General features: G+C 59.0%; 25 protein-coding genes and 3 tRNA genes. 9 read left to right on the top strand and 19 right to left on the bottom strand.

Annotated elements, in window-relative coordinates; genetic code table 11:
- Positions 1-128 precede the first annotated feature (128 nt).
- From pykF to CPH57_RS07500, 6 genes are all read right to left on the bottom strand, one after another.
- Positions 129-1,541 carry a pyruvate kinase PykF gene (gene pykF, locus CPH57_RS07475; RefSeq protein WP_033642909.1) on the bottom strand — a complete coding sequence of 471 codons (1,413 nt, stop codon included), beginning with the start codon at positions 1,539-1,541 and terminating at the stop codon, positions 129-131.
- 393 nt (positions 1,542-1,934) lie between these two features.
- Complete coding sequence (locus CPH57_RS07480; RefSeq protein ID WP_046686960.1) at positions 1,935-2,240, bottom strand: cupin; 306 nt, start codon at positions 2,238-2,240, stop codon at positions 1,935-1,937.
- A 121-nt stretch (positions 2,241-2,361) separates the two neighbouring features.
- Positions 2,362-2,438 (bottom strand) — tRNA-Val (locus tag CPH57_RS07485).
- A 20-nt stretch (positions 2,439-2,458) separates the two neighbouring features.
- Positions 2,459-2,535: transfer RNA gene (locus CPH57_RS07490), tRNA-Val, on the bottom strand.
- Positions 2,536-2,555: 20 nt separating this feature from the next.
- Positions 2,556-2,632, bottom strand: a tRNA-Val gene (locus CPH57_RS07495).
- Between the two features lie 181 nt (positions 2,633-2,813).
- Positions 2,814-4,190: an MATE family efflux transporter gene (locus CPH57_RS07500; RefSeq protein ID WP_033642911.1), complete on the bottom strand. Its 1,377-nt coding sequence runs from the start codon at positions 4,188-4,190 to the stop codon at positions 2,814-2,816.
- A 239-nt stretch (positions 4,191-4,429) separates the two neighbouring features.
- Here CPH57_RS07500 and CPH57_RS07505 point away from each other — a divergent pair, with 239 nt between their 5' ends.
- On the top strand, positions 4,430-5,080 hold the full coding sequence (locus tag CPH57_RS07505; protein WP_033642912.1) for a riboflavin synthase: 651 nt from the start codon (positions 4,430-4,432) through the stop codon (positions 5,078-5,080).
- Between the two features lie 54 nt (positions 5,081-5,134).
- The gene (locus CPH57_RS07510; protein WP_033642913.1) at positions 5,135-5,428 is read left to right on the top strand and encodes an I78 family peptidase inhibitor; all 294 of its coding nucleotides are present in this window, start codon (positions 5,135-5,137) and stop codon (positions 5,426-5,428) included.
- A 72-nt stretch (positions 5,429-5,500) separates the two neighbouring features.
- Here the strand turns inward: CPH57_RS07510 and cfa are convergent, their stop codons facing one another.
- Positions 5,501-6,652, bottom strand: a complete 1,152-nt coding sequence (cfa, locus tag CPH57_RS07515) for a cyclopropane fatty acyl phospholipid synthase (RefSeq protein WP_096242197.1) — start codon at positions 6,650-6,652, stop codon at positions 5,501-5,503.
- 344 nt (positions 6,653-6,996) lie between these two features.
- Positions 6,997-8,208: a purine nucleoside transporter PunC gene (punC, locus tag CPH57_RS07520; RefSeq protein WP_042784368.1), complete on the bottom strand. Its 1,212-nt coding sequence runs from the start codon at positions 8,206-8,208 to the stop codon at positions 6,997-6,999.
- Positions 8,209-8,331: 123 nt separating this feature from the next.
- On the opposite strand from punC, the gene punR reads away from it, so the two are divergent.
- Positions 8,332-9,288 (top strand): DNA-binding transcriptional activator PunR, encoded by a 957-nt coding sequence (gene punR, locus CPH57_RS07525; protein ID WP_033642916.1) that lies wholly within the window; start codon positions 8,332-8,334, stop codon positions 9,286-9,288.
- Here the strand turns inward: punR and purR are convergent.
- Entirely contained in the window at positions 9,276-10,301 is a 1,026-nt protein-coding gene (gene purR / locus CPH57_RS07530; protein WP_004931336.1) for an HTH-type transcriptional repressor PurR, read from the bottom strand. The two genes, punR and purR, sit on opposite strands and share 13 nt — an antisense overlap.
- A 322-nt stretch (positions 10,302-10,623) precedes the next feature.
- On the opposite strand from purR, the gene CPH57_RS07535 reads away from it, so the two are divergent.
- Positions 10,624-10,713, top strand: a complete 90-nt coding sequence (locus tag CPH57_RS07535; protein WP_094143265.1) for a YnhF family membrane protein — start codon at positions 10,624-10,626, stop codon at positions 10,711-10,713.
- Between the two features lie 64 nt (positions 10,714-10,777).
- Here the strand turns inward: CPH57_RS07535 and sodB are convergent, their stop codons facing one another.
- Together sodB and CPH57_RS07545 are read right to left on the bottom strand one after the other, a co-directional pair.
- A complete protein-coding gene (sodB, locus tag CPH57_RS07540; RefSeq protein WP_004931333.1) occupies positions 10,778-11,356 on the bottom strand; it encodes a superoxide dismutase [Fe] in 579 nt (192 codons plus the stop codon).
- A 200-nt stretch (positions 11,357-11,556) separates the two neighbouring features.
- Positions 11,557-12,375: a C40 family peptidase gene (locus tag CPH57_RS07545; protein WP_042784370.1), complete on the bottom strand. Its 819-nt coding sequence runs from the start codon at positions 12,373-12,375 to the stop codon at positions 11,557-11,559.
- Between the two features lie 413 nt (positions 12,376-12,788).
- Here CPH57_RS07545 and CPH57_RS07550 point away from each other — a divergent pair, with 413 nt between their 5' ends.
- Complete coding sequence (locus CPH57_RS07550) at positions 12,789-13,136, top strand: Grx4 family monothiol glutaredoxin (RefSeq protein WP_004931329.1); 348 nt, start codon at positions 12,789-12,791, stop codon at positions 13,134-13,136.
- Between the two features lie 68 nt (positions 13,137-13,204).
- Here the strand turns inward: CPH57_RS07550 and rnt are convergent, their stop codons facing one another.
- The 6 genes from rnt to CPH57_RS07580 form a co-directional block, all read right to left on the bottom strand.
- Positions 13,205-13,888, bottom strand: coding sequence for a ribonuclease T (gene rnt, locus CPH57_RS07555; RefSeq protein ID WP_016927925.1), 684 nt, complete (start codon positions 13,886-13,888; stop codon positions 13,205-13,207).
- Positions 13,889-13,965: 77 nt separating this feature from the next.
- Positions 13,966-14,373 carry a lactoylglutathione lyase gene (gene gloA / locus CPH57_RS07560; protein ID WP_033652600.1) on the bottom strand — a complete coding sequence of 136 codons (408 nt, stop codon included), beginning with the start codon at positions 14,371-14,373 and terminating at the stop codon, positions 13,966-13,968.
- A 333-nt stretch (positions 14,374-14,706) separates the two neighbouring features.
- Positions 14,707-15,810, bottom strand: coding sequence for an alkene reductase (locus CPH57_RS07565; RefSeq protein WP_033642920.1), 1,104 nt, complete (start codon positions 15,808-15,810; stop codon positions 14,707-14,709).
- Positions 15,811-15,897: 87 nt separating this feature from the next.
- A complete protein-coding gene (locus tag CPH57_RS07570) occupies positions 15,898-16,518 on the bottom strand; it encodes a TetR/AcrR family transcriptional regulator (protein ID WP_033642921.1) in 621 nt (206 codons plus the stop codon).
- 102 nt (positions 16,519-16,620) lie between these two features.
- A complete protein-coding gene (eptA, locus tag CPH57_RS07575) occupies positions 16,621-18,258 on the bottom strand; it encodes a phosphoethanolamine transferase EptA (RefSeq protein ID WP_096242198.1) in 1,638 nt (545 codons plus the stop codon).
- A gap of 136 nt (positions 18,259-18,394) precedes the next feature.
- Positions 18,395-19,036: an NAD(P)-dependent oxidoreductase gene (locus CPH57_RS07580; protein WP_033642923.1), complete on the bottom strand. Its 642-nt coding sequence runs from the start codon at positions 19,034-19,036 to the stop codon at positions 18,395-18,397.
- Between the two features lie 138 nt (positions 19,037-19,174).
- Between CPH57_RS07580 and CPH57_RS07585 the strand changes: the two genes are divergently transcribed.
- The 3 genes from CPH57_RS07585 to CPH57_RS07595 all read left to right on the top strand — a co-directional run bounded on the left by CPH57_RS07585 (position 19,175) and on the right by CPH57_RS07595 (position 21,362).
- Positions 19,175-20,104 carry a LysR substrate-binding domain-containing protein gene (locus CPH57_RS07585; protein WP_187174031.1) on the top strand — a complete coding sequence of 310 codons (930 nt, stop codon included), beginning with the start codon at positions 19,175-19,177 and terminating at the stop codon, positions 20,102-20,104.
- A 21-nt stretch (positions 20,105-20,125) separates the two neighbouring features.
- Positions 20,126-20,365 (top strand): DUF1289 domain-containing protein, encoded by a 240-nt coding sequence (locus CPH57_RS07590; protein ID WP_019455980.1) that lies wholly within the window; start codon positions 20,126-20,128, stop codon positions 20,363-20,365.
- A 100-nt stretch (positions 20,366-20,465) separates the two neighbouring features.
- Positions 20,466-21,362 (top strand): aldo/keto reductase family oxidoreductase, encoded by an 897-nt coding sequence (locus CPH57_RS07595; RefSeq protein ID WP_069100775.1) that lies wholly within the window; start codon positions 20,466-20,468, stop codon positions 21,360-21,362.
- A 60-nt stretch (positions 21,363-21,422) separates the two neighbouring features.
- Here CPH57_RS07595 and CPH57_RS07600 read toward each other — a convergent pair whose 3' ends face one another.
- Entirely contained in the window at positions 21,423-23,267 is a 1,845-nt protein-coding gene (locus CPH57_RS07600; RefSeq protein ID WP_033652595.1) for a polyurethanase, read from the bottom strand.
- A gap of 241 nt (positions 23,268-23,508) precedes the next feature.
- Here CPH57_RS07600 and sodC point away from each other — a divergent pair, with 241 nt between their 5' ends.
- A complete protein-coding gene (gene sodC / locus CPH57_RS07605; RefSeq protein ID WP_033642927.1) occupies positions 23,509-24,030 on the top strand; it encodes a superoxide dismutase family protein in 522 nt (173 codons plus the stop codon).
- On the opposite strand, the gene CPH57_RS07610 is transcribed toward sodC, so the two are convergent.
- A complete protein-coding gene (locus CPH57_RS07610) occupies positions 24,031-26,061 on the bottom strand; it encodes an FUSC family protein (protein WP_033642928.1) in 2,031 nt (676 codons plus the stop codon).
- Positions 26,062-26,064: the final 3 nt, after the last annotated feature.

Raw genomic sequence — 26,064 nt, forward strand, 5'->3', positions numbered from 1 at the left:
TACTCCGATTTGTTATTAGCTAAATAATGAGCAGATCGCGGTTGCGTTTTGAGAAAAATAGTTTACTGCCGATAAAAAAAACGCCGCAAAGCGGCGTTTTGATCAAGATAATTATGTCACGTTTTATATTACAGCACGTGTACCGAGGCGGTGTTGGTGGTGCCGCTCGGCACCAGCGCGCCGGAAACCATCACCACGACGTCGCCTTTTTGCGCCAGGCCGCTGGCCAGCGCGGCTTCTTTACCAATGCGGTAGAAGTCATCGGTGGAGGCGATTTCTTTGACCATCTGCGGGATAACGCCCTTGCTCAGCACCAGCTGATGCGCGGTGGTCTGGTTGGTGGTCAGCGCCAGGATCACGGCGTTCGGGAAGTATTTACGCACGGATTTCGCTGACTTGCCGCCGCTGGTGGCGACGACGATCAGCGGCGCGTCCAGTTTTTCGGCGGTTTCAACCGCGCCGCGGCATACCGCTTCGGTGATGCGCAGCTTGCGGCGATCGTTCAGGGTATCGATGCGGCTTGGCATCACGCGATCGGTGCGTTCGCAGATGGTCGCCATGATGTTGACCGCTTCCAGCGGGTATTTGCCCTTGGCGCTTTCGCCGGACAGCATGACGGCGTCGGTGCCGTCCAGAATGGCGTTGGCGACGTCACCGGCTTCCGCACGGGTAGGGCGCGGGTTCTTGATCATGGAATCGAGCATCTGGGTGGCGGTGATCACCACTTTACGCGCACGGTTGCATTTTTCGATCATCATCTTCTGGGCGAAGATCACTTCTTCTACCGGGATTTCAACGCCCAGATCGCCGCGGGCAACCATGATGCCGTCGGACGCTTCGAGAATTTCGTCGAAGTTGTTCAGGCCTTCCTGGTTCTCGATCTTGGAGATGATCTGGATCTGCTCGCCGCCGTGCGCTTTCAGGTGCTCGCGGATCTCCAGCACGTCGGAGCGTTTACGGATGAAGGACGCCGCCACGAAGTCGACGCCTTGCTCGCAGCCGAAGATCAGGTCGCGTTTGTCTTTCTCGGCCAGCGCAGGCAGCTGGATGGACACGCCCGGCAGGTTGACGCCTTTGTTCTCGCCCAGGTCGCCGTTGTTCAGCACCTTGCAAACGACTTCGTTCTCGGTCACGTTGGTGACTTCCATGCCGATCAGGCCGTCGTCAACCAGCACGGTGTTGCCGATCTTCAGGTCGGCGGCGAAGCCGGCGTAGGTCACCGCCACGCGTTCGCTGTTGCCGATCACGCTCTGGTCGGTGGTGAAGGTGAAGGTTTGGCCGGCGACCAGAGAGGCGTCTTTGCCGCCTTCCAGTTTCATGGTGCGAATTTCCGGGCCTTTGGTATCCAGCAGGATGCCGGCGTTGATACCGGTTTTCGCCATCACGGCGCGCATGTTCTTGATGCGGTTGCCGTGCTCTTCATAGTCGCCGTGAGAGAAGTTGAGACGCATCACGTTCATGCCCGCATTGAGCAGGTTGGTCAGCATTTCTTCCGATTCGGTTTTTGGACCGATGGTACAAACAATTTTGGTCTTTTTCATGGCGGAGTTTTCTACAAGTTGTGATGGATAAAAAAATGAATTTGACCGGCGTTGTTTACGCCGATAGGGAATTTGAGCCGTGCCTGGTGGTGAAAAACATAGTTAAGGATAGGTGACGACAGTTGATGTGGGGCGGAAAAATTCAGCCCGCGCGGGGGCGCGGGGATGCTGCGCAACGGGGGGAGATTAAATCGTGTTGTTATTGCGTTTTCGCAGATCAAGGGCTGAAACCATTCAACTGATAGACGTTGCGCATTATAAAGGCTAAGCGGCGGGAAACAAAATAAAAAACCGCGGCGGTGCGGCGGATATGTCAAAACGAGGGCAAATGTGGCGCAAATGCAACGCGTTGCGTACGGCTTGTTGCGCAAATAACCTTGCTGTAAATGCGGCTTAGCGCGTTTGCGGGATTTCCAGCAGCACACCGGCGCTCAGGCAGAAGCAGCCGCTGGCGACGTTGGCCGGCAGGGTCAGGCTCTCGCCGGTCCGCACTATCCGCGTGTCGCCGCCGAGGGTGAACTCGAATTCACCCGATATCACCCGGGTTTGCAGCGCGTGCGCGGGCTTTTGCAGCTGGCCGAAGGCCCCGGTCTCGAAACGCACTTCCGCTGCCGGCGAACCGTCGCTCATCACGCCTTCACGACGGGCAAGGCCATTGTCGAGCGGTAAAAAGGGGGTGTTGGCGGTGAAGGTGGTCATGTGGCGTTCCTGATGGCTGATGGCGGTAGTTCGGCGCAATCGACATGAAAAATCGAGCGGTCGGGCAGAGACGAAACAGCGAGAATTATAACGCGATAGGGGGAGAGGTGAATCAGCAATATGGTGCGTCCGAGTGGACTCGAACCACCGACCCCCACCATGTCAAGGTGGTGCTCTAACCAACTGAGCTACGGACGCACTGCACTGCTTCTGAAATTTGGTGCGTCCGAGTGGACTCGAACCACCGACCCCCACCATGTCAAGGTGGTGCTCTAACCAACTGAGCTACGGACGCACTGTACTGCTTCTGGAATTTGGTGCGTCCGAGTGGACTCGAACCACCGACCCCCACCATGTCAAGGTGGTGCTCTAACCAACTGAGCTACGGACGCATCTTTTCCTGTCTGTCATGGCTGACAGCGGGGACGAATATTAACGAGCTACCCGCGTGCTGGCAAGGGGAAAAACGCAATTTTATTCGGTATTTCACGCGATTGCTGAGGTTGTGCGCAGACAGGCGTTTTTTTCCGCAACCCGCTGCCCGGCCGGGGAGAAAACCGGCCGGGAACGGACTCAGCGGGTAGAACGCTGCAGGATGACGGTGGTCGGCTGTTTCTGCAGCCAGCGCATGCGCAGCGCCATCATGATGGCGGCGAAGGTCAGGCCGATGATAAAGCCGATCCAGAAACCGCTCGGCCCCATCGCCGGCACCACCGCATCGGTCAGCGCCAGCAGATAGCCGCTCGGCAGGCCCAACACCCAGTAAGCGATGAAGGTGATGAAGAAGATCGCGCGAGTATCTTTATAACCGCGCAGCACGCCGCTGCCGATCACCTGGATTGAATCCGAGATTTGATACAGCGCCGCCAGCAGCATCAGCTGCGAGGCCATCGCCACCACCGCCGGGCTGTCGTTGTACAGCAGGGCGATCGGTTCGCGGAAGGTGGCGGTAAACAGCGCAGTGCAGACGGCCATGGTGATGCCGACGCCGATGGCGGAGTATGCGGCGACGCGCGCGCCTTCTACCGACCCTTCTCCCAGACGATAACCGACGCGAATGGTGGCGCCGACGCCCAGCGACAGCGGCAACACGAACATCAGCGCGCTGAAGTTAAGTGCGATCTGGTGGCCGGCGACCGCGACGATCCCGAGCGGCGACACCAGCAACGCCACCACGGCGAACAGGGTGACTTCGAAGAACAGCGCCAGCGCCACCGGCATACCGATGCCGATCAGGCGCTTCAGCGCCGCCCAGTCCGGGCCGCCGAGATCGCCTGTCTGGCGCTTGATGTCGCGCTGCGACGGCGCGCGCTTCACGTACCAGCGCATCATCAGGAACATGATCCAGTAGACGCTGCCGGTGGCGACGCCGCAGCCCACGCCGCCCAGTTCCGGCATGCCGAACTTGCCGTAGATAAAGATGTAGTTGATCGGGATATTCACCAGCAGGCCGAGGAAGCCGATCACCATGCCGGGCTTGGTTTTGGACAGCCCTTCGCACTGGTTGCGCATCACCTGGAAGAACAGATAGCCCGGCGCGCCCCACATGATGGCGTGCAGATAACCGACGGCTTTATCCGCCAGCTGCGGATCGATGTTGTGCATCATGTCGATGACGAATTTGCAGTTATACAGCACGACGATCAACAGTACGGAAACGCCGGAGGCCAGCCAGAAGCCCTGACGCACCTGATGGGCGATGCGATCGCGACGGCCGGCGCCGTTTAACTGGGCGATCACTGGGGTCAGCGCCAGCAGCAGGCCGTGACCGAACAGGATGGCCGGCAGCCAGATAGAGGTGCCGACCGCCACCGCCGCCATATCGGTGGCGCTGTAAGCGCCGGCCATGATGGTATCCACCACGCCCATGGCGGTTTGCGAGATTTGCGCGATGATCACCGGGATAGCGAGAGCCAATAAACTACGCGCTTCAATTAAGTACTTCTGCACGCATACACCTTTCTATTTTATATATGTGGGAGGGAGGGCTGCCGCGAGAGGACAACAATTAAAATAGCGGAATTTTGTCAAAAATATTGTACCTGCTCGGCGTCGTTAAGCAAACGCCGCAGATAAATAGTTATTAAATGCGCAGGGACGCGTTTTTTGCCGTCGCGGATTTGGTTTTCAGCGCCAACTGGGGCAAACTGCCGGAAGCGTTTTAATCTATTGAGTAAGAAGAGGCACATATGTTCACCGGTATCGTACAAGGCACCGCGCCGCTGGTCGCCATTGATGAGAAACCCAATTTCCGCACCCATGTGATCGAGATGCCTGCAGAACTGCTGCCGGGGCTGGAGCTGGGCGCGTCGGTGGCCCATAACGGCTGCTGCCTGACCGTCACCGCGGTGGAAGGCAACCGCGTCAGCTTCGATTTGATCAAGGAAACGTTGCGCCTGACCAACCTCGGTGATCTGGCGTTGGGCGACATCGTCAATATCGAGCGCGCGGCGAAATTCAATGATGAAATTGGCGGTCATTTGATGTCCGGCCATATTATCTGCACGGCGGAAGTGGCCAAAATTTATACCTCGGAAAATAACCGTCAGGTATGGCTGCGCATGCCGAATGCGGAATTGATGAAATATGTGCTGCACAAAGGTTTCATCGGCATCGACGGCATTAGCCTGACCATCGGCGAAGTGGTGAATAACCGTTTCTGCGTGCATCTGATCCCGGAAACCCTGGAGCGCACTACGCTGGGTAAAAAACGCCTGGGCGATAAGGTGAACATCGAGATCGATCCGCAGACGCAGGCGGTAGTGGACACCGTCGAACGCGTGCTGGCCAATCGGGAAGCGACGCTGGCGGCGGCGGTGGCGCCGGCGCACAAAGACTGACAGCGATTCGGGCGTTGCCGCCGGAGTCGAATCATAAGCAGAGAGGAGAAACGCGTGAAGTTTTATGGGAAAACGTTGTTGTTAACCGCGTTGCTGGCGCTGAGCGCCTGCAGCAGTTCACCTGAGCAGGGCGGCGGCGCGCAAGTGGCCGATGCGGACGATACCTGCGGCGCTTCGCAGTATCAAAACTACGTCGGCAAGCCGATGACGTCGCTGGAAGGCGTGCGGATCGAATCCAAGGTGCGCGCCATTCCGTACAACTCTGCCGTCACCATGGATTTCAACCTGCGCCGTCTGAACTTCCTCGGCGATAGCAACGATAAAATCATCCGCGTTTACTGCGGCTAAGCCGCCTGGTTCGAAAGAGCAAAAAAAGCCCCGGCGATGAGGTTGCCGGGGCTTTTTTTATTAGGGGAGCGTTCAGCGTGCGACGCGGATGCCGCCTTCAACGCCTTTCGGGCTGAACACCACCTGCCACAGCTGCAGATCGCGCGCCCGAAACGCGCCGGCGCAGGCGTTCAGGTAATAGCTGAACATCCGCTCGAAGCGCTCGGAATAACGTGGAGCAAGCTTCGGCCACGCCTGCTTGAAGCGCTCGAACCAGGCCATCAGCGTGCGATCGTAGTCGGCGCCGATGTTGTGCCAGTCTTCCATCACGAAATGGCCTTCGCTGGCCTCGGCGATATGCCTCACCGAGGGCAGGCAGCCGTTCGGGAAGATATATTTGTTGATCCACGGATCGACGTTCATGTCGGTCTTGTTGGAACCGATGGTGTGCAGCAGGAACAGGCCGTGCGGCGCCAGATTGCGCTCTACCACGTTGAAATAGGTGCGATAGTTTTTCGGCCCGACGTGCTCGAACATGCCGACCGAGACGATGCGATCGAACTGCTGATGCAGATCACGATAGTCCTGCAGCAGGATCTGCACATCCAGCCCGGCGCAGCGCGCCTGAGCCAGTTTCTGCTGCTCGGCGGAAATGGTCACGCCGACCACCGACACGCCGTAATTTTTCGCCGCATAGGCGGAGAGGCCGCCCCAGCCGCAGCCGATGTCCAGCAAGCGCATGCCCGGCTGCAGCTGCAGTTTTTCGCAGATCATCCGCAGTTTCGCTTCTTGCGCTTCCTCCAGCGTGGCGGCGTCTTTCCAGTAGCCGCAGGAGTACTGCATGTAAGGATCGAGCATCAGCGTAAACAGATCGTTGCCAAGATCGTAATGCTCTTTGCCGACGATCCAGGCGCGCTTTTTCGATTGCAGATTGGTCAGGCGCGCCGCGGCGATACGCAGGGTATCTTTCAGGTGGTGGGGGAGCTTCTTCTCCAGCCCGGCGCTGACCACGCGCTGGAAGAATATATCCAGCCGCTCGCATTCCCACCAACCATCCATATAGCTCTCGCCTAGACCCAGGGAGCCTTGCTGCAAAACGCGTTTAAAGAATTCGGGGTTTTTAACCTGAATATCGAAAGGGCGCGATCCGTTAATTTCGATACCGGCCAGACCGAGCATTTCGTGCGCGATACGGTACCACTGGTTATCCTGGATGCTCAGATCTTCTATACACGATGAACTCATAGCTTCTCCATCACCTTCTTCTGACTGATGACCCGTTAGGAAACAGCTTAGACAATTTCTGCGGGTGCATACGTATACCGACGGGAAATAAGCCCGCGGCGTCTGATATCCGACTATGAACAGAGGAAATTTAAAGAAGCGACCCGACGCAAACGGCGCAGGATAAACGCCTCTTCAAAAAAAGAGTGTGACGCAAGACGCGTACACAACAGCTAATTGAGATATAGAGATTATAAGGTGTTACTTTACAAGGTTGTTTTTGAGTATAGGCGCGCCGAGGCATTGACTCAACTGTAAATCGCACTCGGCACGCATATTCTTTAAGTGATTATTTAGCTTGGCAATTATGACGCTGAGTTAGCATGTTCGCGCGGCGTTTCTTGCGGCGCCTTGGCCGCTTTTCCCCGCTGCAGGAAATACCCCAGCGCGGCCAGTATCACCGTGGACACCATCACCGTCACCGTCGCCAACAGCGGCTGCGCAATAAACGTCGATACCAGCATGCTCGCCACGAAACACAGCCCCAGCTGCAGCGTATTTTGCAGCGCGGCGGCTTTGCCGCTGCTGTCCGGGAACGGCATCAGCGCGTTGGCCACCATGATCGGATAGCCGGCGCCGTTGACCAGCGCCATCACGCAGAACGGGATCAGGAGCGTGGTGAGCGTCGGATTGGTCAGGGTTGCCACCAGATACAGGGCCACCATGCTGACAGCATAAGCTACCAGCAGCCACGGCAGCAGGGTTTTGCCATTGATGCGCTTGAGCGCGGCGCGGCACCCGTAACCGCCCAGCAGGAAGGCCAGCGTCTGCGGCACATAGCTCAGGCCGATGTCGCTCGGGCCGTAGCCCATATCACCGAGGATAAACGGCGAGCCGGTCAGCCAGGCGAAGAAACCGGCCGAACAGGCGGCGTACATGGCGACATTGCCGCTGAATACCGGGGATTTCAATAATTGCCAAAAACTGACGCTGCTTTTTGGCGCGTCGACGGCGGGTTTTGGCCTGGCGTTCTCTTTGAGCAGCAGCGTCGGCAACAGCAACAAGGCGGTGATGGCCAGCAGCACGGCGAAGATCGCGCGCCAGCTGGCGTGGTTCAGCAGCCAGGCGCCCAACAGCGGCGCCAGCGCCGGCGATAGCGCCACCAGCGGCATGATGGTGGCGAATACGCGGTTGGCCTGGCCTTCACGATAGCGGTCGACCACCAGCGCTTGCCAGATGGCGGCGGCGGAACAGACACCTACGGCCTGAATAAAGCGCAGTATCCAGAGCTGCGCGGCATTTTCCACCCACAGCATGCCCAGGCAGCCGAGCGCGAACAGCGTCAGGCCAATCAACAATACCGGTTTGCGTCCCAGACGGTCGGAGAGCGGCCCCCACAGCAGCTGCGCGAAGGCGAAGCCGGCCAAAAAGATGCTCAGGCTGGCGCTGACCGCGCCGGCGGAAATTTGCAGTTCCTCCCGCATGGCGCCGAAGGCGGGCAGGTACATATCGGTCGCCAGATAACCCAGCATGCTCAGGCCGGCGAGGTAGAACATAAAACCAAAGGAATTTCGCATGGTATTTCTCGTTAATATTTTAGTGTCGCAGGTTTTTAGCGCCGGCCAGTGTATCCGGCTGGATCTCTGCTTGTGAAACGGTAATATTTGCAAAGTGCTGTTAAAAAAATTGAAGGCAAAGCGATGTGGTCTGAATATTCTCTCGAGGTCGTTGATGCGGTGGCGCGCACCGGCAGTTTCAGCGCGGCGGCGCAGGAGCTGCACCGGGTGCCGTCGGCGGTAAGTTATACCGTGCGGCAGCTGGAGCAATGGCTGGCGGTGCCGCTGTTTGAGCGGCGTCACCGAGATGTGGAACTGACGCCGGCCGGCGCGCTGTTTATCAAGGATGCGCGAGCTGTTATCAAAAAAATGCTCGACACCCGCCGCCACTGTCAACAGGTGGCCAACGGCTGGCGCGGTCAGCTGAATATCGCGGTAGACATCATCGTCAAACCGCAGCGCAGTCGCCAGCTGGTGCTGGATTTCTACCGCCATTTCCCCGACGTCGAGTTGATGCTGCAACCCGAGGTGTTTAACGGCGTGTGGGATGCGTTGGTGGACGGCAGGGCGGACATGGCGATTGGCGCCACCCGCGCGGTGCCGGTCGGCGGCGGCTTCGCTTTCCGCGACATGGGGGATATGAACTGGCTGTGCGTAGTCAGCCCACAGCACCCGTTGGCGCAGCTGGCAGGGCCGTTGAATGACGATCGGTTGAGGCCGTACCCTGCGCTTTGTCTGGAAGACACCTCGCGCAATCTGCCCAAGCGCGTCACCTGGACGCTGGATAACCAGCGGCGGCTGGTGGTGCCGGACTGGACCTCGGCGCTCGACTGTTTGTGCGCCGGATTGTGCGTCGGCATGATGCCGGCGCATCTGGCGCTGCCGCGGGTGCAGCGCGGTGAGCTGAAGGCGTTGCAGTTGCAGCAGCCGTTTCCCGCCAGCCCCTGCTGCCTGACCTGGCAACAGGATAAACCGTCACCGGCGATGAGCTGGCTGCTGGCGTATTTGGGCGATGGCGAGACGCTGAATCAGGAGTGGCTGAGTGAGGCGGCACCGGAAGCCGCGCCGGCTTCCGGTAGGGAGGACGATCAGCGGCGGTAGTCGATGAACGGACCGTCGGCGACCGAACGGCGTTCGACCAGCTTCGGATGCACTTCGATCACCTGCGATTCTTCGCGCTTGCTGATGATGCGATCCAGCAGCATGGTGAAGGCCATTTCGCCCAGACGCTCTTTCGGCTGATGAATGGTGGTCAGCGCCGGGGTGAAGTAGCGGGCGTTGCGCACGTTGTCGTAGCCGATCACGGAAATATCCTGCGGCACCCGCAGCCCCAGTTCGTCGGCGGCGCAGATGGCGCCCATCGCCATGATGTCGCCGCCGCAGAATACTGCGGTCGGTCGCTGTTTTTGCGACAGAATTTGATGCATCGCCTTGTAACCGGACTCCGGCTCGAAGTCACCCTGGACTATCCACTCTTCGCGAATATCGATATGCGCTTCCTGCAGCGCCTTCATGAAGCCCTGATGCCGACCGCCGCCGGTGTTGCGCGACAGTTGGCCCGGGATAGCGCCGATATCGCGGTGGCCGCGTTCGATCAGATAACGCCCGGCCAGATAGCCGCCCTCGAACGCGTTATCGATGATGGTGTCGGTGAAGTCGCCGCGCGCGGCGCCCCAGTCCATTACCACCATCGGGATGTTGCGGTAGTCTTCCAGCATGCCCAGCAGCTGATCCGGGTATTCGGAACACATGACCAGCAGGCCGTCGACGCGCTTTTGCGCCAGCATCGCCAGGTAGGCGCGCTGTTTGTCCAGATTGTTGTGCGAGTTGCACAGGATCAGGGTATAGCCTTTGCTGTAGCAGCTGTTTTCCACCGCCTCGATCACTTCGGCAAAGTAGGGCGCTTCGCTCGAGGTGGCTAGCAGACCGATAGACTTGGTGTGATTGACTTTCAGGCTGCGCGCCACGGCGCTCGGCGAGTAGTGCAGCTCTTTGATGGCGGCCCACACGGCCGCTTTGGTCTCTTCGGCGACGAAACGAGTCTTATTGATGACGTGCGAAACGGTGGTGGTGGAAACGCCCGCGCGTTTGGCCACATCTTTAATCGTTGCCATGTAAGGAATGACTCCTGAACTCACATGTTTACAGCATGTAAGTGTGATGTTAATCGTTTGCCTACGTAGATCCTTCTCCAGAGAAGCGAAAACTGAGTTTTTAGTGTTGAAGTCGTCAGCGCTTAATCAGGAGGGGCATGAATGCCGGTACGCAGTTGTGAACTGCGAATTTTGTCGCATATTGAACAAAAGTGGAAGAGGTAATCGAGATTATAAACCGGGAAATGATAACAAGATTTTATCGGCGAACTGTGGGAAAATGATTTGACGTACTAATTGTGCGCCTTTTATCCTTAGGAAAGCCCATTTTAAAGGAGTTGTCATGGATACCGATCTGAAGATGTCGCTGTTCACCACCGTTTGCGCATTGGCGATGATCATCGCTTTCAGCTTTGTCGCCGCGTTGAACTGATTTCCCGCCAGTTTTAAAAAAGGCGCAGCCAAGCTGCGCCTCATCACTTAGGCAAGGCCTGCGCTTACGCCAGGTTTTCCGCCGCGAAGGTCCAGTTGACCAACGCCCAGAAGTTTTCCAGGTATTTTGGACGCGCATTGCGGTAATCGATGTAATACGCGTGTTCCCACACGTCAACGGTCAGCAGCGGTTTGTCTTCGCCGGTCAGCGGGGTTGCCGCGTTGGAAGTGTTGACGATCGCCAGCGCGCCGTCCGGTTTTTTCACCAGCCAGGTCCAGCCGGCACCGAAGTTTTTCACGGCGGCATCGGTGAACTGCTCTTTGAACGCAGCGAAAGAGCCGAAGGATTTGACGATCGCCGCCGCCAGTTCGCCCTGCGGTTCACCGCCGCCCTGTGGCGACAGGCAGTGCCAGTAGAAGGTGTGGTTCCACACCTGCGCGGCGTTGTTGAACACGCCGCCGTTAGAGGTCTTGATGATCTCTTCGAGCGATTTGCCTTCGAACTCGCTGCCTTTCACCAGGTTGTTCAGGTTAACCACGTAGGTGTTGTGGTGTTTGCCGTAGTGGTATTCCAGGGTCTCGGCGGAGATGTGCGGCTCGAGCGCGTTTTTCTCATACGGTAATGCAGGTAATTCAAACGACATTGCTTCCTCCTTTACAGCGCCATTCAGCTTCTCGCCGGGGCGAACGCCGGATGGGCCATTTTTTATTGTGGTCATTCAATCTTAACAATTTTCATCATAAAAAACAGGAGGAAAAGCGAGAAATGCGCGTGGGGGAGTGCGATGGGCGATAGCTTGAGCAGGCGGTTGCGGCCGAGGCCGCAACCGCGCAGAGCAGGGAATTAACGGATGGTTTTCGGCGTCACTACGCGGCGAGCGCCGATGTAGTGGTTCTGCCAATAGTCGTTGTCGAGCTGGCTGATGCGGATCTCTTCGCCAGTGCGCGGCGACTGGATGAATTTGCCGTTGCCGAGGTAGACGCCGACATGATCCGCCACGCCGCGGTTGTTAATGCGGAAGAACACCAGATCGCCGCTTTCCAGTTCGCTTTTCTTGATCGGCGCCGCGTCGCGCAGGTGATACATTTCGTTGGCGGTGCGCGGCATCTTGATTTTCACCACGTCTTTATAGGCGTAATAGATGAGGCCGCTGCAGTCGAAGCCGGTGCGCGGCGAGCTGCCGCCCCAGCGGTAAGGCTTGCCCATCTGATCCATCAGCTTGGCCATCGCGGTCTGCTTGGCGTGCTGGTAACGCTTTTTGTGCGCCGGGCTGAGTTTCAACGGTTTTTCATCACGCGCCAGCTTGGCGGTGGCCATACCGGCTTCGCGGTGGCGGCCATAGCCTTTTTTGTAGCCCTTTTTCGGCGGGGTGACTTTAATTTTGGCGGTTTTCTGCGCTTTGGCCTTGGGTTTGGCGCTGACGATCTTTTTCGCGCTTTTCTCGCTTTTGACCTTGGCGGTCTTGGTTTTTTTCTCGGGGGCCGTCACTTTGGCTTTTTTGGCGGCTTTATCCGCTTTCTTTTTTCTGCGGTCATCGGGCCGCGCTTCATTGGCATGGCTTTTACGCTGCTCGGCGGCAACACGCGCCTGTGGCGCAGCGTGCGCCAAATTGAAGAAGAGCTGCGTAAACAGCAGCGCAAAGAGCGTAAGAATTAAACGCATGTCGACGTCACCAACCTTGGCCCCGAAACGGATATCGAAAGAGTTACAGTATTCCCGAATTTCGCCATATAAAACAGCGAAGAACTCATAAATAATAATCCATATTGTGAGAAAACGTTAATGACATTTTTTTTGGTTTAAAATCAGCCTGTTGATGTATAAAAAAGCGCCAGGCGGCGGTGGATATAATTAAGCCGCGCCGTCATCGCGGCGCAATATATTAGTGAAATGGTCGGATTAAAAATGTTATTCTCAACGTATGTTTTGACCGGAATGACGTGGCCGGTGAAACGCGATCGGCGGCGGGCGAATATCCTTGCAAAAGATGGCGTTTTCTTGCGACTGTTCCAGCCGCTACAATAGCCCGCGTGATGCATGTTGTAGCCATGAAATGTGGCTTGAGGAAGCAATAAATGACGACGACACTTGAAAAAATTCAGCACCAGATCGCTGAAAACCCGATTCTGCTGTACATGAAGGGTTCGCCAAAGCTGCCGAGCTGCGGCTTCTCCGCGCAGGCTGTGCAAGCGCTGTCCGCCTGCGGTGAGCGTTTCGCCTATGTGGATATTCTGCAAAACCCGGACATCCGCGCCGAGTTGCCAAAATACGCCAACTGGCCGACTTTCCCGCAGCTGTGGGTAGACGGTGAGCTGGTCGGCGGTTGCGATATCATCATCGAAATGTATCAGCGCGGCGAATTGCAGCAGCTGATCAAAGAAACGGCAGAAAAGTATAAAGCGCAGGAAGACCAGCAGTCTTAATCGACAGACTTGCGGTTATCGCGTAACGGGCGGCGCCAGTGCAAACTGGGCCGCCTTTTTTATTGGGCCTATTCGGCGAGATCGCCGGCGGGCAGCGGCCAGCCGCCGAGACGCTTCCAGCGGTTAACCAGCTCACAAAACAGCAGGGCGGTTTGTTCGGTGTCGTACAGCGCGGAGTGCGCCTGGCTGCTGTCGAACGGCATGCCGGCGGCGATGCAGGCTTTGGCCAGCACCGTTTGCCCCAGCACCAGGCCGCTCAGCGCAGCGGTGTCGAAGGTGGCGAACGGATGGAACGGATTACGCTTCAAACCGGCGCGTTCGGCCGCGGCCATCAGGAAGCTGTGATCGAAGTTGGCGTTGTGCGCGACGATAATGGCCCGGTTGCAACCGCGATCCTTGAGCCCTTTGCGCACCGCTTTGAAAATGGCGTGCAGCGCGTCGTATTCGCTGACCGCACCGCGCAGCGGGTTGTGCGGATCGATGCCGTTAAACGCCAGCGCTTCCGGTTGCAGGTTGGCGCCCTCGAAAGGCTCCACGTGGAAGTGCAGGGTTTCGTCGCGCTGCAGCCAGCCGTCTTCATCCATTTTCAGCGTCACGGCGGCGATTTCCAGCAGCGCATCGGTATTGGCGTTGAAGCCGGCGGTTTCAACATCTATTACTACGGGATAAAACCCACGAAAACGACCACTCAGGGCGTTAAGATCACTTTTTTCGGCCATCAGTTTCTTATCTTCATCGAATGCAGCGCGCATTATGGCAAATTTTGCGCCCGGTTGCAGGCGCTATCGCGCGGAGAATCAGCGGGGCGCAGGCGCGCCCCGAGAGAGGCTTAGTGGCCGAGGCCTTGGCCGGCGTGTTTGTTTTCGATCAGCTCGATTTTATAACCGTCCGGATCTTCGACGAACGCGATCACCGTGGTGCCGCCTTTCACTGGGCCGGCCTCACGGGTGACGTTGCCGCCGGCGCGGCGGATGTTGTCGCAGGTGGCGGCGACGTCGTCCACGCCCAGCGCCAGGTGGCCGAAGGCGGTGCCCATGTCGTAGCTGTCGGTGCCCCAGTTATAGGTCAGTTCGATAACCGCGCCTTCGCTCTCTTCCGTATAGCCGACAAAAGCCAGCGAGTATTTGTACTCCGGGTTTTCGCTGGTGCGCAGCAGGCGCATGCCTAATACCTTGGTGTAGAAGTCGATGGAGCGTTGCAGATCACCGACGCGGATCATGGTATGGAGTAAGCGCATAATTCCTCTGAATTGACTGTGCCGTGGCAGACGGCGGGTGGATTGAAGCACAAGCGAGTATAGCCTTGTCCCGCAAGGGAATTCAACGTGACGAGTTGGTGACGATGTCACTTTTTGCCCCCTCGCCATGGGTGTTTAAATATTGATCGAGTGTACCGATCGATACGAAGTAATTGATCTGCACAATCAATTATCAATTCCGCGCGTAACCGTGTAGAAATTGACCTGTAGCAGATAACAACACCAGGGAACGTCGGCCCGCCTTGTGCGGGCCTTTTTGCGTGCATAAAAAAACGGCCAGGCGGTTGCGTGGCCGTTTAGGGTCAGGACGGGTTACTTCGTCAGAAACGGATAGTCGGTATAACCTTCGGCGCCACCGCCGTAGAAGGTTTCCGGCTTAGGTTCGTTGAGCGGGGCGTGTTGACGGAAACGCTCGACCAAATCCGGATTGGCGATGTAGCTACGGCCAAAGGCCACCGCGTCGATGAAGCCTTTTTCGATCAACGCTTCGGCTTTTTCAGCGGTGTAGGCGCCGGCGCCGACGATCACCCCTTTAAAGTGGGCGCGCACCGAGTCACGGAAGGCGTCGGAATACGGTTTGCCGCCGGCCCAGTCCGGTTCGGAGATGTGCAGATAGGCGATGTTGCGTTTGTTCAGCTCTTCCACCAGGTACAGCGCCGCTTCTTCCTGATCTTCACCGTTGTCCAGGCCGTTGAACGGCCCCAGCGGCGAGATGCGGATGCCGATGTGCTCGGAGCCCCATTCTGCGATGGCGGCGTCGACCACTTCCAGCGTCAGGCGGGTGCGATTCTCGATGCTGCCGCCGTATTGATCGGTACGCTGGTTAGACGCCGGAGACATGAACTGGTGCAGCAGATAGCCGTGAGCCGCATGCAGCTCGATAAAGTCGAAGCCGGCTTCACGCGCGTTGGCGGTCGCCTGGCGGAAATCGTTGACGATGCCCGGGATCTCGCTGGTTTCCAGCGCGCGCGGCGTAGAGGTCGGTACGCGCACCCAGGCGCCGGTTTCGTCACGCACGGTGGTGCGGGTGTCTGCGTTGATCGCCGAAGGGGCGACCGGCGCTTGTCCGCCCGGCTGGAGGCTGGTGTGGGAGATGCGGCCTACGTGCCACAGCTGCACGGCGATGTGGCCGTTTTTGTCGTGTACCGCCTGCGTGATGTGTTTCCAAGCGGCGATCTGCTCCGGGGTATGCAGGCCCGGCGCACCGGCGTAGCCTTTCGCCTGGAAGGAAATCTGCGTCGCTTCGGTCACGATCAGACCGGCGCCGGCGCGCTGCGCATAATACTCCGCCATCAGCGGCGTGGGAATGTCGCCCGGTTCGATGCTGCGCAGACGCGTCAGCGGAGCCATAAACACGCGGTTGGGCAGGGTGACTGCGCCAACTTTCAGCGGAGAGAGCAATTTTTCAGTCTTCATAGTGCATCCTGTATTTAATAGACCGGTCGTCTAGTTATGGGCGATAAAAAAACACGAACTGCATTTTCACGAAAAAAGATGGTGGTGTTACGGCTGCGGCGGGCGCAGCAGCAACTCGATGCTTTCCAGCGCGCTGGTCAACGGGGCCAACGATCGCCGGATCTTGGCGCGCAGCGAGGCGCCGAGCCACAGGGCATACAGCGTCTCTGCGGTTGCCGCCGGGCTCATGGCTACCGACAGCGATCCCTCGGCGATGCCGCGCTCAATGGCCGCCTGCAGGTGGCCGATCACCCGGGCGGTCCCGGTTTCCAGCGCATGGCGCATCGGCTCCGACAGGTCGCTCACCTCGGCGGAGAGTTTCACCGCCAGACAGGCGTTATGACATTCGCTGCGGCAGTGGTAACTGATGGCCTGGGCGTAATACCCCAAGAGCTGGTGGCGGGCATCGGTGTGCTCGTCGGCAAACAGCTTTTGCATTTGCGCATCATAGTGCGCGAAATAGCGTTGCAGCATCGCTTCGCCGAAGGCTTCCTTCGAGCGGAAATAGTGGTAGAACGATCCTTTCGGCACGCCCGCCGTGGCCAGCAGTTCGCTCAGCCCCATGCCGGTAAAGCCCAGGCGCAGGCTGAGGGTTTCGCCGGTGGCGAGCAGATGTTCACGTGTATCCACGTTGCAATGCGTTGATTTGGTCATCATGGCGCCGAGCATAATAGACCGATTGGTCTAGGTCAATGGGAATAAAAAAACCGGCGCACAAAACGCCGGTTGGTCTCAGGCATTGTGCCTCAGCGGCACGCGTAAGTTAAGCGCTTACGCCGCGTTGCGGCAGCGTTGCAGAATATCCAACTGGGATTGATATTCACGCGTCTGCACATTCAGCATGCCCAGCAGGGTGTGGAACAGATTGTCCTGCGACACGTCGTCCTTTTCCGCCAGCGCGCTCAGGCACTGGCGATCGATGCCGAAATTGCGCTGATAGTCGGCCGACATCCACATCAGGAATGGCACGTGAGTTTGCTGGCTCGGCGCGAAGACATAAGGCGTGCCGTGCAGATACATGCCGTTTTCTCCCAGCGATTCGCCGTGATCGGACAGGTAGACCAGCGCGGTATTGAACCGGTCGTCATACTGCTGCAGCAGCTTGATGGTGGCATCGAGCATCGCGTCGGTATACAGGATCGAGTTGTCGTAGGTGTTCACCAGCTGTTCATGGCTGCAATCCTGGATCTGATTGCTGTTGCAGGTCGGCGAAAACGTCTGGAACTGCGGCGTGCTGCGGCGGTAATAAGCCGGGCCGTGGCTGCCCATCTGGTGCAACACGATCACGCCGTCGTCTTTCAGGCTATTGATGTAGTCGTTCAGTTCGTACAACAGCACATTGTCCATGCAAACTTCGCCGTCACAGTCCTGCGGCAGTTTCAGTTTGGTCATGTCGATGTGCGGCACCCGATCGCAGGCGCCTTTGCAGCCGCCGTCGTTATCGCGCCACAGCACGTTGACGCCGGCATGCGCCAGCACGTCGAGCATGCCTTCCTGGTGCGTCGCCTGAGTTGCGTCGTACGCTTTGCGCGGCATGTTGGAGAACATGCAGGGGACGGAGATCGCCGTTTCGGTGCCGCAAGAGCTGGCGTTCTTGAAATAGACCACGTTGTCCTGCTTGAGGCGCGGGTTGGTCTCGCGATCATAGCCCCCGAGAGAGAAGTTTTCGGCGCGGGCGGTTTCGCCCACCACCAGGATCACCAGCGTTTTCTTGGCCTGTCCGGCGATCAGCGGCCCTTTGCGCGCGTCTTCACCGATCTTCACCAGCGGCAGATTGCGCGTGAAGTAGCGCTGCTCGGTAAACTTGATGGTGCCGGCGACGAAGTTGGAAGGCGTCAACATCTTCACCACGCTTTTATTGTTGCGGATCAGCGAAGCGTAGTCTTTGTAGAACAGCGCGGCGATGATCAGGATCACCACCAATGACAGCATGACGTTGGCGGCGCGCAGCCCAACCATGTACCACCAGGGGCGGGTCTGGCGAATATGGGTGAAGCAAACCGCCGCCGCCGGCAGGACGCCGAGCAGCGCCAGCCACAGCCCCATGCGCGGCGTCAGCAACGCCGTCGCTTCGTGGGTGTTGGTTTCAAAGGCGTTTTGCATCATGTTGCCGTCGATCACCACGCCATAGCTGTACATGAAATAGTTGGCTGCGGCGCTGCCGAGCAAGAAAAAGACGATCAGTGGTTTGCGCAGGTAGGGCACGGTCAACACGCTGAAGATAATATTCAGCGCACAGAAGATCACCACCGGCATGCTGGCGGCGAATATCACGCTGTGGACGCTATCGAAGGTGATATACGACCAGGCGCGATGCAGGAATAACGCGTTTTGGAACAGAGTGAAGAACAGGGCGGTGGCGAGGATAAAACCGAGGCTGTTGCACTGTAAGCGTTGACGTAACCACATTGCCAAATCTGGATCCTGAGAGTAGATAATGCCTTGAAATCTACCGGATGAAACTTAAGAAAACCTTAGAAATTCAGAATACTGGCGGCGGCGAACGCGGGAAAACGCCAGGCCGGTGGCCTGGCGGTGAGGGGAATTAGTAGGCGGCGGTGAATTGGGCGCGAATAAACTGAGGTTTTTCAATCTCATCGACGATAGCCACCGCCAGATCTTCCACCGAAATGCTGGCCGGCGCGTCGCCGTTCATCAGCAGCTGCGTGGTGCCGAGGCGGAACTGGCCGGTGCGTTTGCCCGGTTCCAGCAGGGCGGCCGGAGAGAGATAGGTCCAGTCGAGCGCTGATTCGTTGCGCAGTTTATTGCGCAGATCGCGCACCGCCTGCGCGCCGGGGCGGATATTTTCCGGGAATTGCGGCGTATCCACCAGTTCAACGCCCGGCGCCACTTCCAGGCTGCCTGCGCCGCCCACCACCAACAGGCGCTTGACGCCTGACTGCTCGACCGCGGTAAGGATCTGCTGGGCGCCGCGCGTAGTCTTCTCATACAGGTTGTCTTCGCCCCAGCCGGGATTGTAGGCGCTGATCACCGCATCCTGACCGTGCAATTGCCCCGCCAGCCAGGCGGTATCGGCGACGTCGCCCAGCGCGACGGTCAGATTGGCGTGGTCCGGCAAATCTTTTTTCTGACGGGCGATCGCCGTTACCTGAATGCCGCGAGCCAGCGCTTCATCCACCACACGGCGGCCAACAAAACCGGTTGCTCCAATAATGGCTACTTTCATCTGTATGCTCCTTCAGGGATGGGTCAGTATCGTAAGGCAGGCCGATGTGCCTGCTGCGTGGGATCTACTCTAGTCCTTAACAATAGCCGTGATTAGTGCCATATTCATGCTTTCTTGATTAAGTAAAACTTCATAATCGTGGATAAACTCAATCGAATGGCGGTGTTCGCCACCGTAGTGGCGGAGGGATCGTTGGCCGGTGCGGCGCGGCGGCTGGGCATGACGCCGTCGGCGGTCAGTCAGCATATGCGCTCGCTGGAGAAGGCGCTCGGGGTGCCGCTGTTGCACCGCTCCACCCGCCGTCTGGCGTTGACCGAGGCGGGGGCGGCGTTTTATCCCGGCTGCGAGGCGATGTTGCAACAGGCGCAGCAGGCGGAGCAGCGGCTGGCGGAACTGCGGGACACGCTGGTGGGCGAGCTGCGCATCGCCACTCCGGTTGGCATCGGCGGCCGCTCGTTGGCGGAGGCGCTGGCGCCGCTGTTGCAGGCGCATCCCAAGCTGACGCTGCGGGTGCTGGCAGACGATCGCATCGTCGACATGATAGAACAGCGGGTCGACATTGCGCTGCGCGCCAATCGTCAACTGGCGGACGCCAATATGATCGCTCACCCGCTGACGGCGTGGCCGATGGTGCTGTGCGCGGCGCCGCGTTACCTCAGCCAGCATGGGGTGCCGGAAAAGCCGCAGGATTTGGTGCAGCACCGCTGGATCTCCAGCGGCTACAGCGGGGCCCATCTGGATTTGCTGCATCAATCCGGCCAGCAGGTCAAGCTGCGGCTGGCGGAGGGGCAGATCGTCAGCGAGAGCATGAACGTGATGCGCGCCTTTACCCGCGCCGGTCTGGGCATTTCCGTTCAGCCGCTGTATGAAATTGGCGACGAGCTGCAGCGCGGCGAGCTGTTGCTGCTGTTGCCGGAGTGGCGGCCGGCGCCGCTGCGGCTGCACGCGCTGACGCTGGAACGCACTATGCCGGAGAAAAGCCGCCAGGCGCTGCGCTATTTGCGCGACTATTTTCGCCGCAATGGCGAAAAGGGACTTGCCAGCGGCGGCGATGACGTCTTCAATTAGCAGGAGAATGCAGGAGGGTCCGTGGCACAGCAGCTTGAATTTTTCGACATCCCCAGCCCGTGTCGCGGCATTTGCCAGGCCGACGATCGCGGTTTCTGCCGTGGCTGCCTGCGCAGCCGCGAGGAGCGGTTCGGCTGGATGAGCATGAGCGACGCGCAAAAGCGCGAAGTGCTGCGTCTGTGTCGCCAACGTTTCCTGCGCCTGCAGCGCGCCAACAAAGCCCCCGACGAGCCGCTGCCGGAACAGCCTTCGCTGTTTTGACCCTTTCCTGATCTGCCGCACGTTCATGCGCCTTTGCGCTTCCCTGCGCCTCACCGGCTTGTGTATGCTGGCTGACAACTAATGTCATGAGGTTTTCGCAATGGTAGAACGCATTCGTCTCGCGCCGCAGGGGCCTGAATTTTCCCGCATGATTTGCGGTTACTGGCGGTTGATGGAGTGGGGCATGTCGCCGCAGCAGCTGCTGACGTTTATCGAACAGCACGTCGAACTGGGCGTCACCACCGTCGATCACGCAGATATCTATGGTGGTTATGCCTGCGAGCAGGCATTCGGCGACGCGCTGCGCCTGAAGCCCGCGTTGCGGCAGTCGCTGGAGCTGGTGAGCAAGTGCGGCATCGCCACCACCGCCAAGCCCGGCAACCCGATCGGCCACTACATCACCGATCGCGATCATATCGTACAGAGCGCGGAACACTCGCTGCGCTATCTGCATACCGACTACCTCGACCTGTTGCTGATCCACCGCCCGGATCCGTTGATGGACGCTGACGACGTGGCCGAAGCCTTTGTCGCGCTGCACAAAAGCGGCAAGGTGCGCCATTTCGGCGTCTCTAACTTTACGCCCGCGCAGTTCCAACTGCTGCAGTCGCGTCTGCCGTTCTCTCTGGTCACCAATCAGGTGGAAATTTCGCCGATTCACCAACCGGCGATCCTGGACGGCACGCTCGACCAGTGCCAGCAGCTGCGCATCAAACCGATGGCCTGGTCCTGCCTGGGTGGCGGCCGCTTGTTCAACGACGCCGAGTTCCAGCCGCTGCGCGACGAGCTGCAGCGGGTGGCGCAAGAGATCGGCGCCGAGACCATTGAACAGGTGGTTTACGCCTGGGTGATGCGCCTGCCGTCTTCGCCGCTGCCGATTATCGGCTCCGGCAAGATCGAGCGGGTGCGTTCGGCGTTGAAGGCGCAGAAACTGGCGCTGAACCGCCAGCAGTGGTTCCGCATTCGCAAGGCGGCGTTGGGGTATGACGTGCCCTGAGACGGGGTAGAAAGAGGAAAGCCGGGCGGCGAAAGCGCCCGGCTTTTTTTACGTCGGTCTTTAGGCCAACACCACCTGATCGGGGTTGAAATGATCGAGCGAGACGCCGATCAGCGTGACCTGGCTGTGGCCGAAGGCCAGCACCAGATCGTCGTTTTGCTGCGTGGCATAGTCGCGGATATTCCCGCTGGCGCCCTCGGTGCCGATAAATACCAGTTTGTCGGTGGCGTTGAAGCCATACAGCTGGTCGCGGCCGAAATCGCCGCTGAACAGGAAGGTATTGCCGTTGCCGACCCCCTTCAGGATGTCATCGCCGCTGCCGCCGACGAAGGTCAGGTTGCCGCCGGCATGGCCGATAAGCGTGTCGTTGCCGGCATTGCCGAACAGCCAGGCGTCGTGGCTGCGAGCCTGCAGGACGTCATCGCCGTCGCCGCCGGTGGTGGCGGCTGCATAGGCTTTGAGGCCCGAATCCGATTTCAATCCGGCGGCGGTCACCTGATGATCCACCTCTTTGCTGAAAATCAGCCAGGAGGTTTCTTTGCTGCGCAGGGTGCTGATGTCGTCCGCCAGCGTAATGCCGCCTTTGGCGTCGCGCAGGTAAAGCGTATTGCCGTCGTAGGCGACCTCGGTGTTTTTCAACGCCTGCTGGGTATCGAAGATATTGTGGCCTTTGCCGCCGGCGATCAGGTTATAGCCGCCGGCGTCGCGGAAGATATCGTCACCGTCGCGGCCCTCGAGATAGTCGTTGCCTTTGCCGCCCTTGATCAAATCATTGCCGTCGCTGCCGATGATAAACGTCGGCCCGCTGTGCGTTTCCGCGTTGCGGTTCAGATCTTCCACCCAGGTACTGCCGCGCGTGACGTTCGACAGGTTGGAGACGATGATGGTCGAGTCTTTGTCGGTCAGCGAATAAAACTCGGAGTTCAGCACCCGCATCAGACCATCCTGATAGAAGAACGGCAGGTGGGATAGCCAGGTCGGAATGTTGAGAATGGAGAACGGCAACAGATTCCAGGCGTCCGACGCGTAGTGGTCGTTGAAGTTGACGATATTGTTGGTGGCGGAGGTATGCGGCGCATCGTGAACGCCCAATGACGGCAGGGTCAGCGAGGTGCCGTCGAGCGCGCGAAACACCGGATCGTTCTCATAGCCGATGTTGATCACCTTGCCGCCGGCTTCGTACTGGGTCGGCGAGGCGAAGGCGACATAGTTGGACTGCGCGTAGAAGCCGCCCCAGTTGGCGTCGCTCTGCGCCGCCATGCTGTTGACCGCCAGCCCGCCGAGGCTGTGGCCGCTGATCACCACGTCTTCGCCGCTCAGCCCGTGGGCCTGCGCGAATTTCGCCACGTCCCCCAGCAAATTGCCGAAGGCCTTCAGCGTATAGCCGTCGGCATAGCCTTTCGGCCCGAACCCGGCCAACAGATCGTTAATCACATCGCCGATGGTATCGCCGATCAGCGACTCGCGCGGGCCGCTGGTACCGCGAAATGAGATGCCAATGGCGGTGAGATTGCCTTCGCTGTCATATTTGCCCAGCACCTCGGCCTGAGCGGTGGTGTAACCGGCGGTTTCGCCGTAGTAGGTGCCGCGCGCATCGGTTTTGCCGGCGTATCCCAACTGTGCGGCGTCGATCACTGACCAGCCGGCATTGTTCACCGCGTCCTGCGCGGCCTGTTCGGAGTCGGGGTTCCAGGGAAGACCGGGCAGGCCGCCCTGCGACTGGGTGCTGCCGATGAGCGCCGTGATCAGCGTCAGCGGCAGACCGAGGCCGAAACCGGTCTGGTGATAGCCTTCATCGAAGCCGTTATCGATATTGTGGTAAGCGTAGGTAGAGATGGCCAAGGCGTCGGAAAACAGCGCCTTTGACGCGTTTTCGTCCAGATCCTTATAGCTAAAGATGCCCATATCAGTTCCTTATGAAGTATGCCGCCTGGCCGGGAAGTGAACTCTCGCGCGTCGGCGGTGGAAACAGGGAAACAACGTTAGCCGAACGACAGCTGGTCAGAGGACCAACATCGGTAGAATTATTATTGGTGCTAAATATTAGGCCCGCGAATCAAATTGGCGAGATTGTGCGTTGGTTAACAGTGCTGGCGCTGGCTCTCCTATACTGATAACTCGATATAGTCATTAAGGAGACTGATTGATGAAACGTTATTGGTATGCGGCGCTTGGCCTGATGGCCTGCGGGGCCGCTCAGGCGGCGACGGTCGACGTTGAGATGAACTTGGTGACCGGGCAGGGCATCGGTCAGGATATCGGCAAAGTGGCCATCAGCGAAACGCCTTACGGCTTACTGTTCACGCCGAGCCTGAAAGCCTTGCCGGCCGGGGTGCACGGTTTCCATGTGCATGAGAAAGGCAGCTGCGAGCCGGGCATGAAGGACGGTAAGGCGGTGGCGGCGCTGGCGGCCGGCGGGCATTTTGATCCGCAAAAAACCGGGAAACACCTCGGGCCGTATGCCGACGGGCATCTGGGCGATTTGCCGGCCATCTATGTGACCGCCGACGGCATGGCGAACGACCCGGTGTTGGCGCCGCGGCTGAAAAAAATCAGTGAAATTGAGGGCAAGGCGCTGATGGTGCACGCCGGCGGCGATAATCACTCGGATCATCCGCTGCCGCTCGGCGGCGGCGGTGAGCGCTTCGCCTGCGGCGTGATCAAGTGATCATCCGCCGCTGACGGCCGCAGTGGCGGCGGGCTGGCCAATGGCCTGTTGCAATTGTTGCAGCGAGCAGTAGAGCCGCCAAATAAGGCCGGCCAGATCGCGCGCCGCCTGTTCCGGGTGGTGCGCCAGGGCGTTGCTCATGCGCAGCAGTTCTTGCAGCGTGGCGTCCAGCGAACTGTGCTGCACGCCTTTCTCCGTCATGATGCCGCGCAGGCAGTGGATACAGACGTTGCGCACCGCCGACAGCGGATCTGAGCGGGTTTGCCAGTCGCGCAGCTGCCAGACGATATGGCTGCAGTTGAGCAGCACCACGCCCCAGCGCAGCAACCAGGTGCGCGCCTCCTGATCCTGACTTTGATTGAGCTGGCTGATGCGATGGTAGATCAGCGATTCAAACTGGCTTTCGCTCTGCTGCGGCTTTTTGCTCAACTGATCGATAAAGTCGCGGCGCAGCGCGCGGATAATACGGCGGCTCTTTCGCTTGTCCGAGCTGGGGCGCAGGATCTGAAACGCCAGCCCGGCCAGCAGCACACCGACAATTTTACCGATGTTGTCATTGATAAAGGACTGGTAGTCATAGCTCGGCGGATTGCTGACGGTCAGAAATGAGCCCATAAAGACGATCAGCTGCCCCCAAAGCGCGGCATAAGGCGGATTCTGCAGTTTGAGCATCTGCATGGTCACCAGGATCGGGAACAGGAAGGCGCAGAACACCCAGAAATCGTCAATCTGGATCATCAAACCGAATTTCACCACGAAGCAGGCGACCGAGAGCAGCAGCACCGCCTTGAGCAAGGTGCTGACGCTGTTGATCGGCGAAGGCGTGGAGGAGTAGAGCACGCAGCTGATGGCGGTGAGCGTCAGCGCCGCGCTGCCGGCGTCCCACTGCGTGTTGATCCAGTAGGCGCAGCCGATCACGATGCATAAAAAGGTGCGCAGGCCGTTATAGGCGGCTTCGTAGCTGTCGGTATGGCGCGCCAGCGAGGTGACGCGCGGCGGCTGGAGATCGCTGACCGCCGTGGCGCTTTCCAATCGCTGCAGCCAGCGGTTGCAGCGCAGATAAAGCCAGCAGAAATCACGCAAACGCAGCCAGAAGGCGCGATGGCGGTAGTCCGCTGCATCTTGCGGGGCGATCTGCTGGAGCAGGCGCGCCAAGCGATATTTATCGGTGGCGGGATCGCGCAATTCATCCAGCAGTTGCGTCAGCACCGGCATCAGATTGGCGGGACGATCCGGCCAGTTCAGCAGCATGCGGCGCAGGCTGGAAATGACGCTGGTAATGCGCAGCTGCTGGTGCAGCAGATAGTTGAGCAGGTTATTTTGCCGCCGCAGGCGGTAGTGGCTCCAAAACGCCTGAATGCGCAGCAGGTTCATGGTCAGGATCTGGCCGATAACCCCTTCGTGCGAGGTGCGCATCTGTGCGGTGACCTCCGGCTGCCACAGCATGGCGGCGTGCTCCAGCAGCCGCTGCTGCATGCGCCGCAGCGAAGTCAGCAAGGCTTCGCCGTCGGAGGTGCTGGGCAGGATCATCATCATCAGCCCGCCGCACAGAATGCCGGTGATCACTTCGCAAACCCGCGCCTGGGCGATATCGAAGATCTGCTGGGTATCGGTGACGTTGACCGTACCGAAGGCGATGATGGCGGCGGTATAGCCCGCCAGCGCGAACGCGTAGGAAACGTTGTTTTGATAATGGTTGGAGATATAGGTGCATAGCCCGATCCAGGCGGCGATGAACAGCGTGAACAGCCAGGGATCGTTCAGGCAGTGGCCGGCGATCGCCACCGAGGCGGCGGCGCCCACCAGGCTGCCGAAGATGCGGCCGATGCTTTTGCTGATCACGCCGCCGATGGTGGGGAAGCTGACCACCGCGGCGGAGGTGAGCGCCCAATAAGGTTCGTCGAGCTCGAGCACGAACGCCACCCACAGCGCCAGACACATCGCCAGCGAGTTGCGCAGCGCATAGCGCCATTGGCCGCCGGTCGCCTTACCCCAGGGGGTACGGCTCCACTCCAGAAAGGGCAGGTTCACACT

The sequence above is a fragment of the Serratia sp. JKS000199 genome (assembly GCF_900215455.1).
In the GTDB taxonomy this organism is placed as follows: Bacteria; Pseudomonadota; Gammaproteobacteria; order Enterobacterales; family Enterobacteriaceae; genus Serratia; species Serratia ureilytica.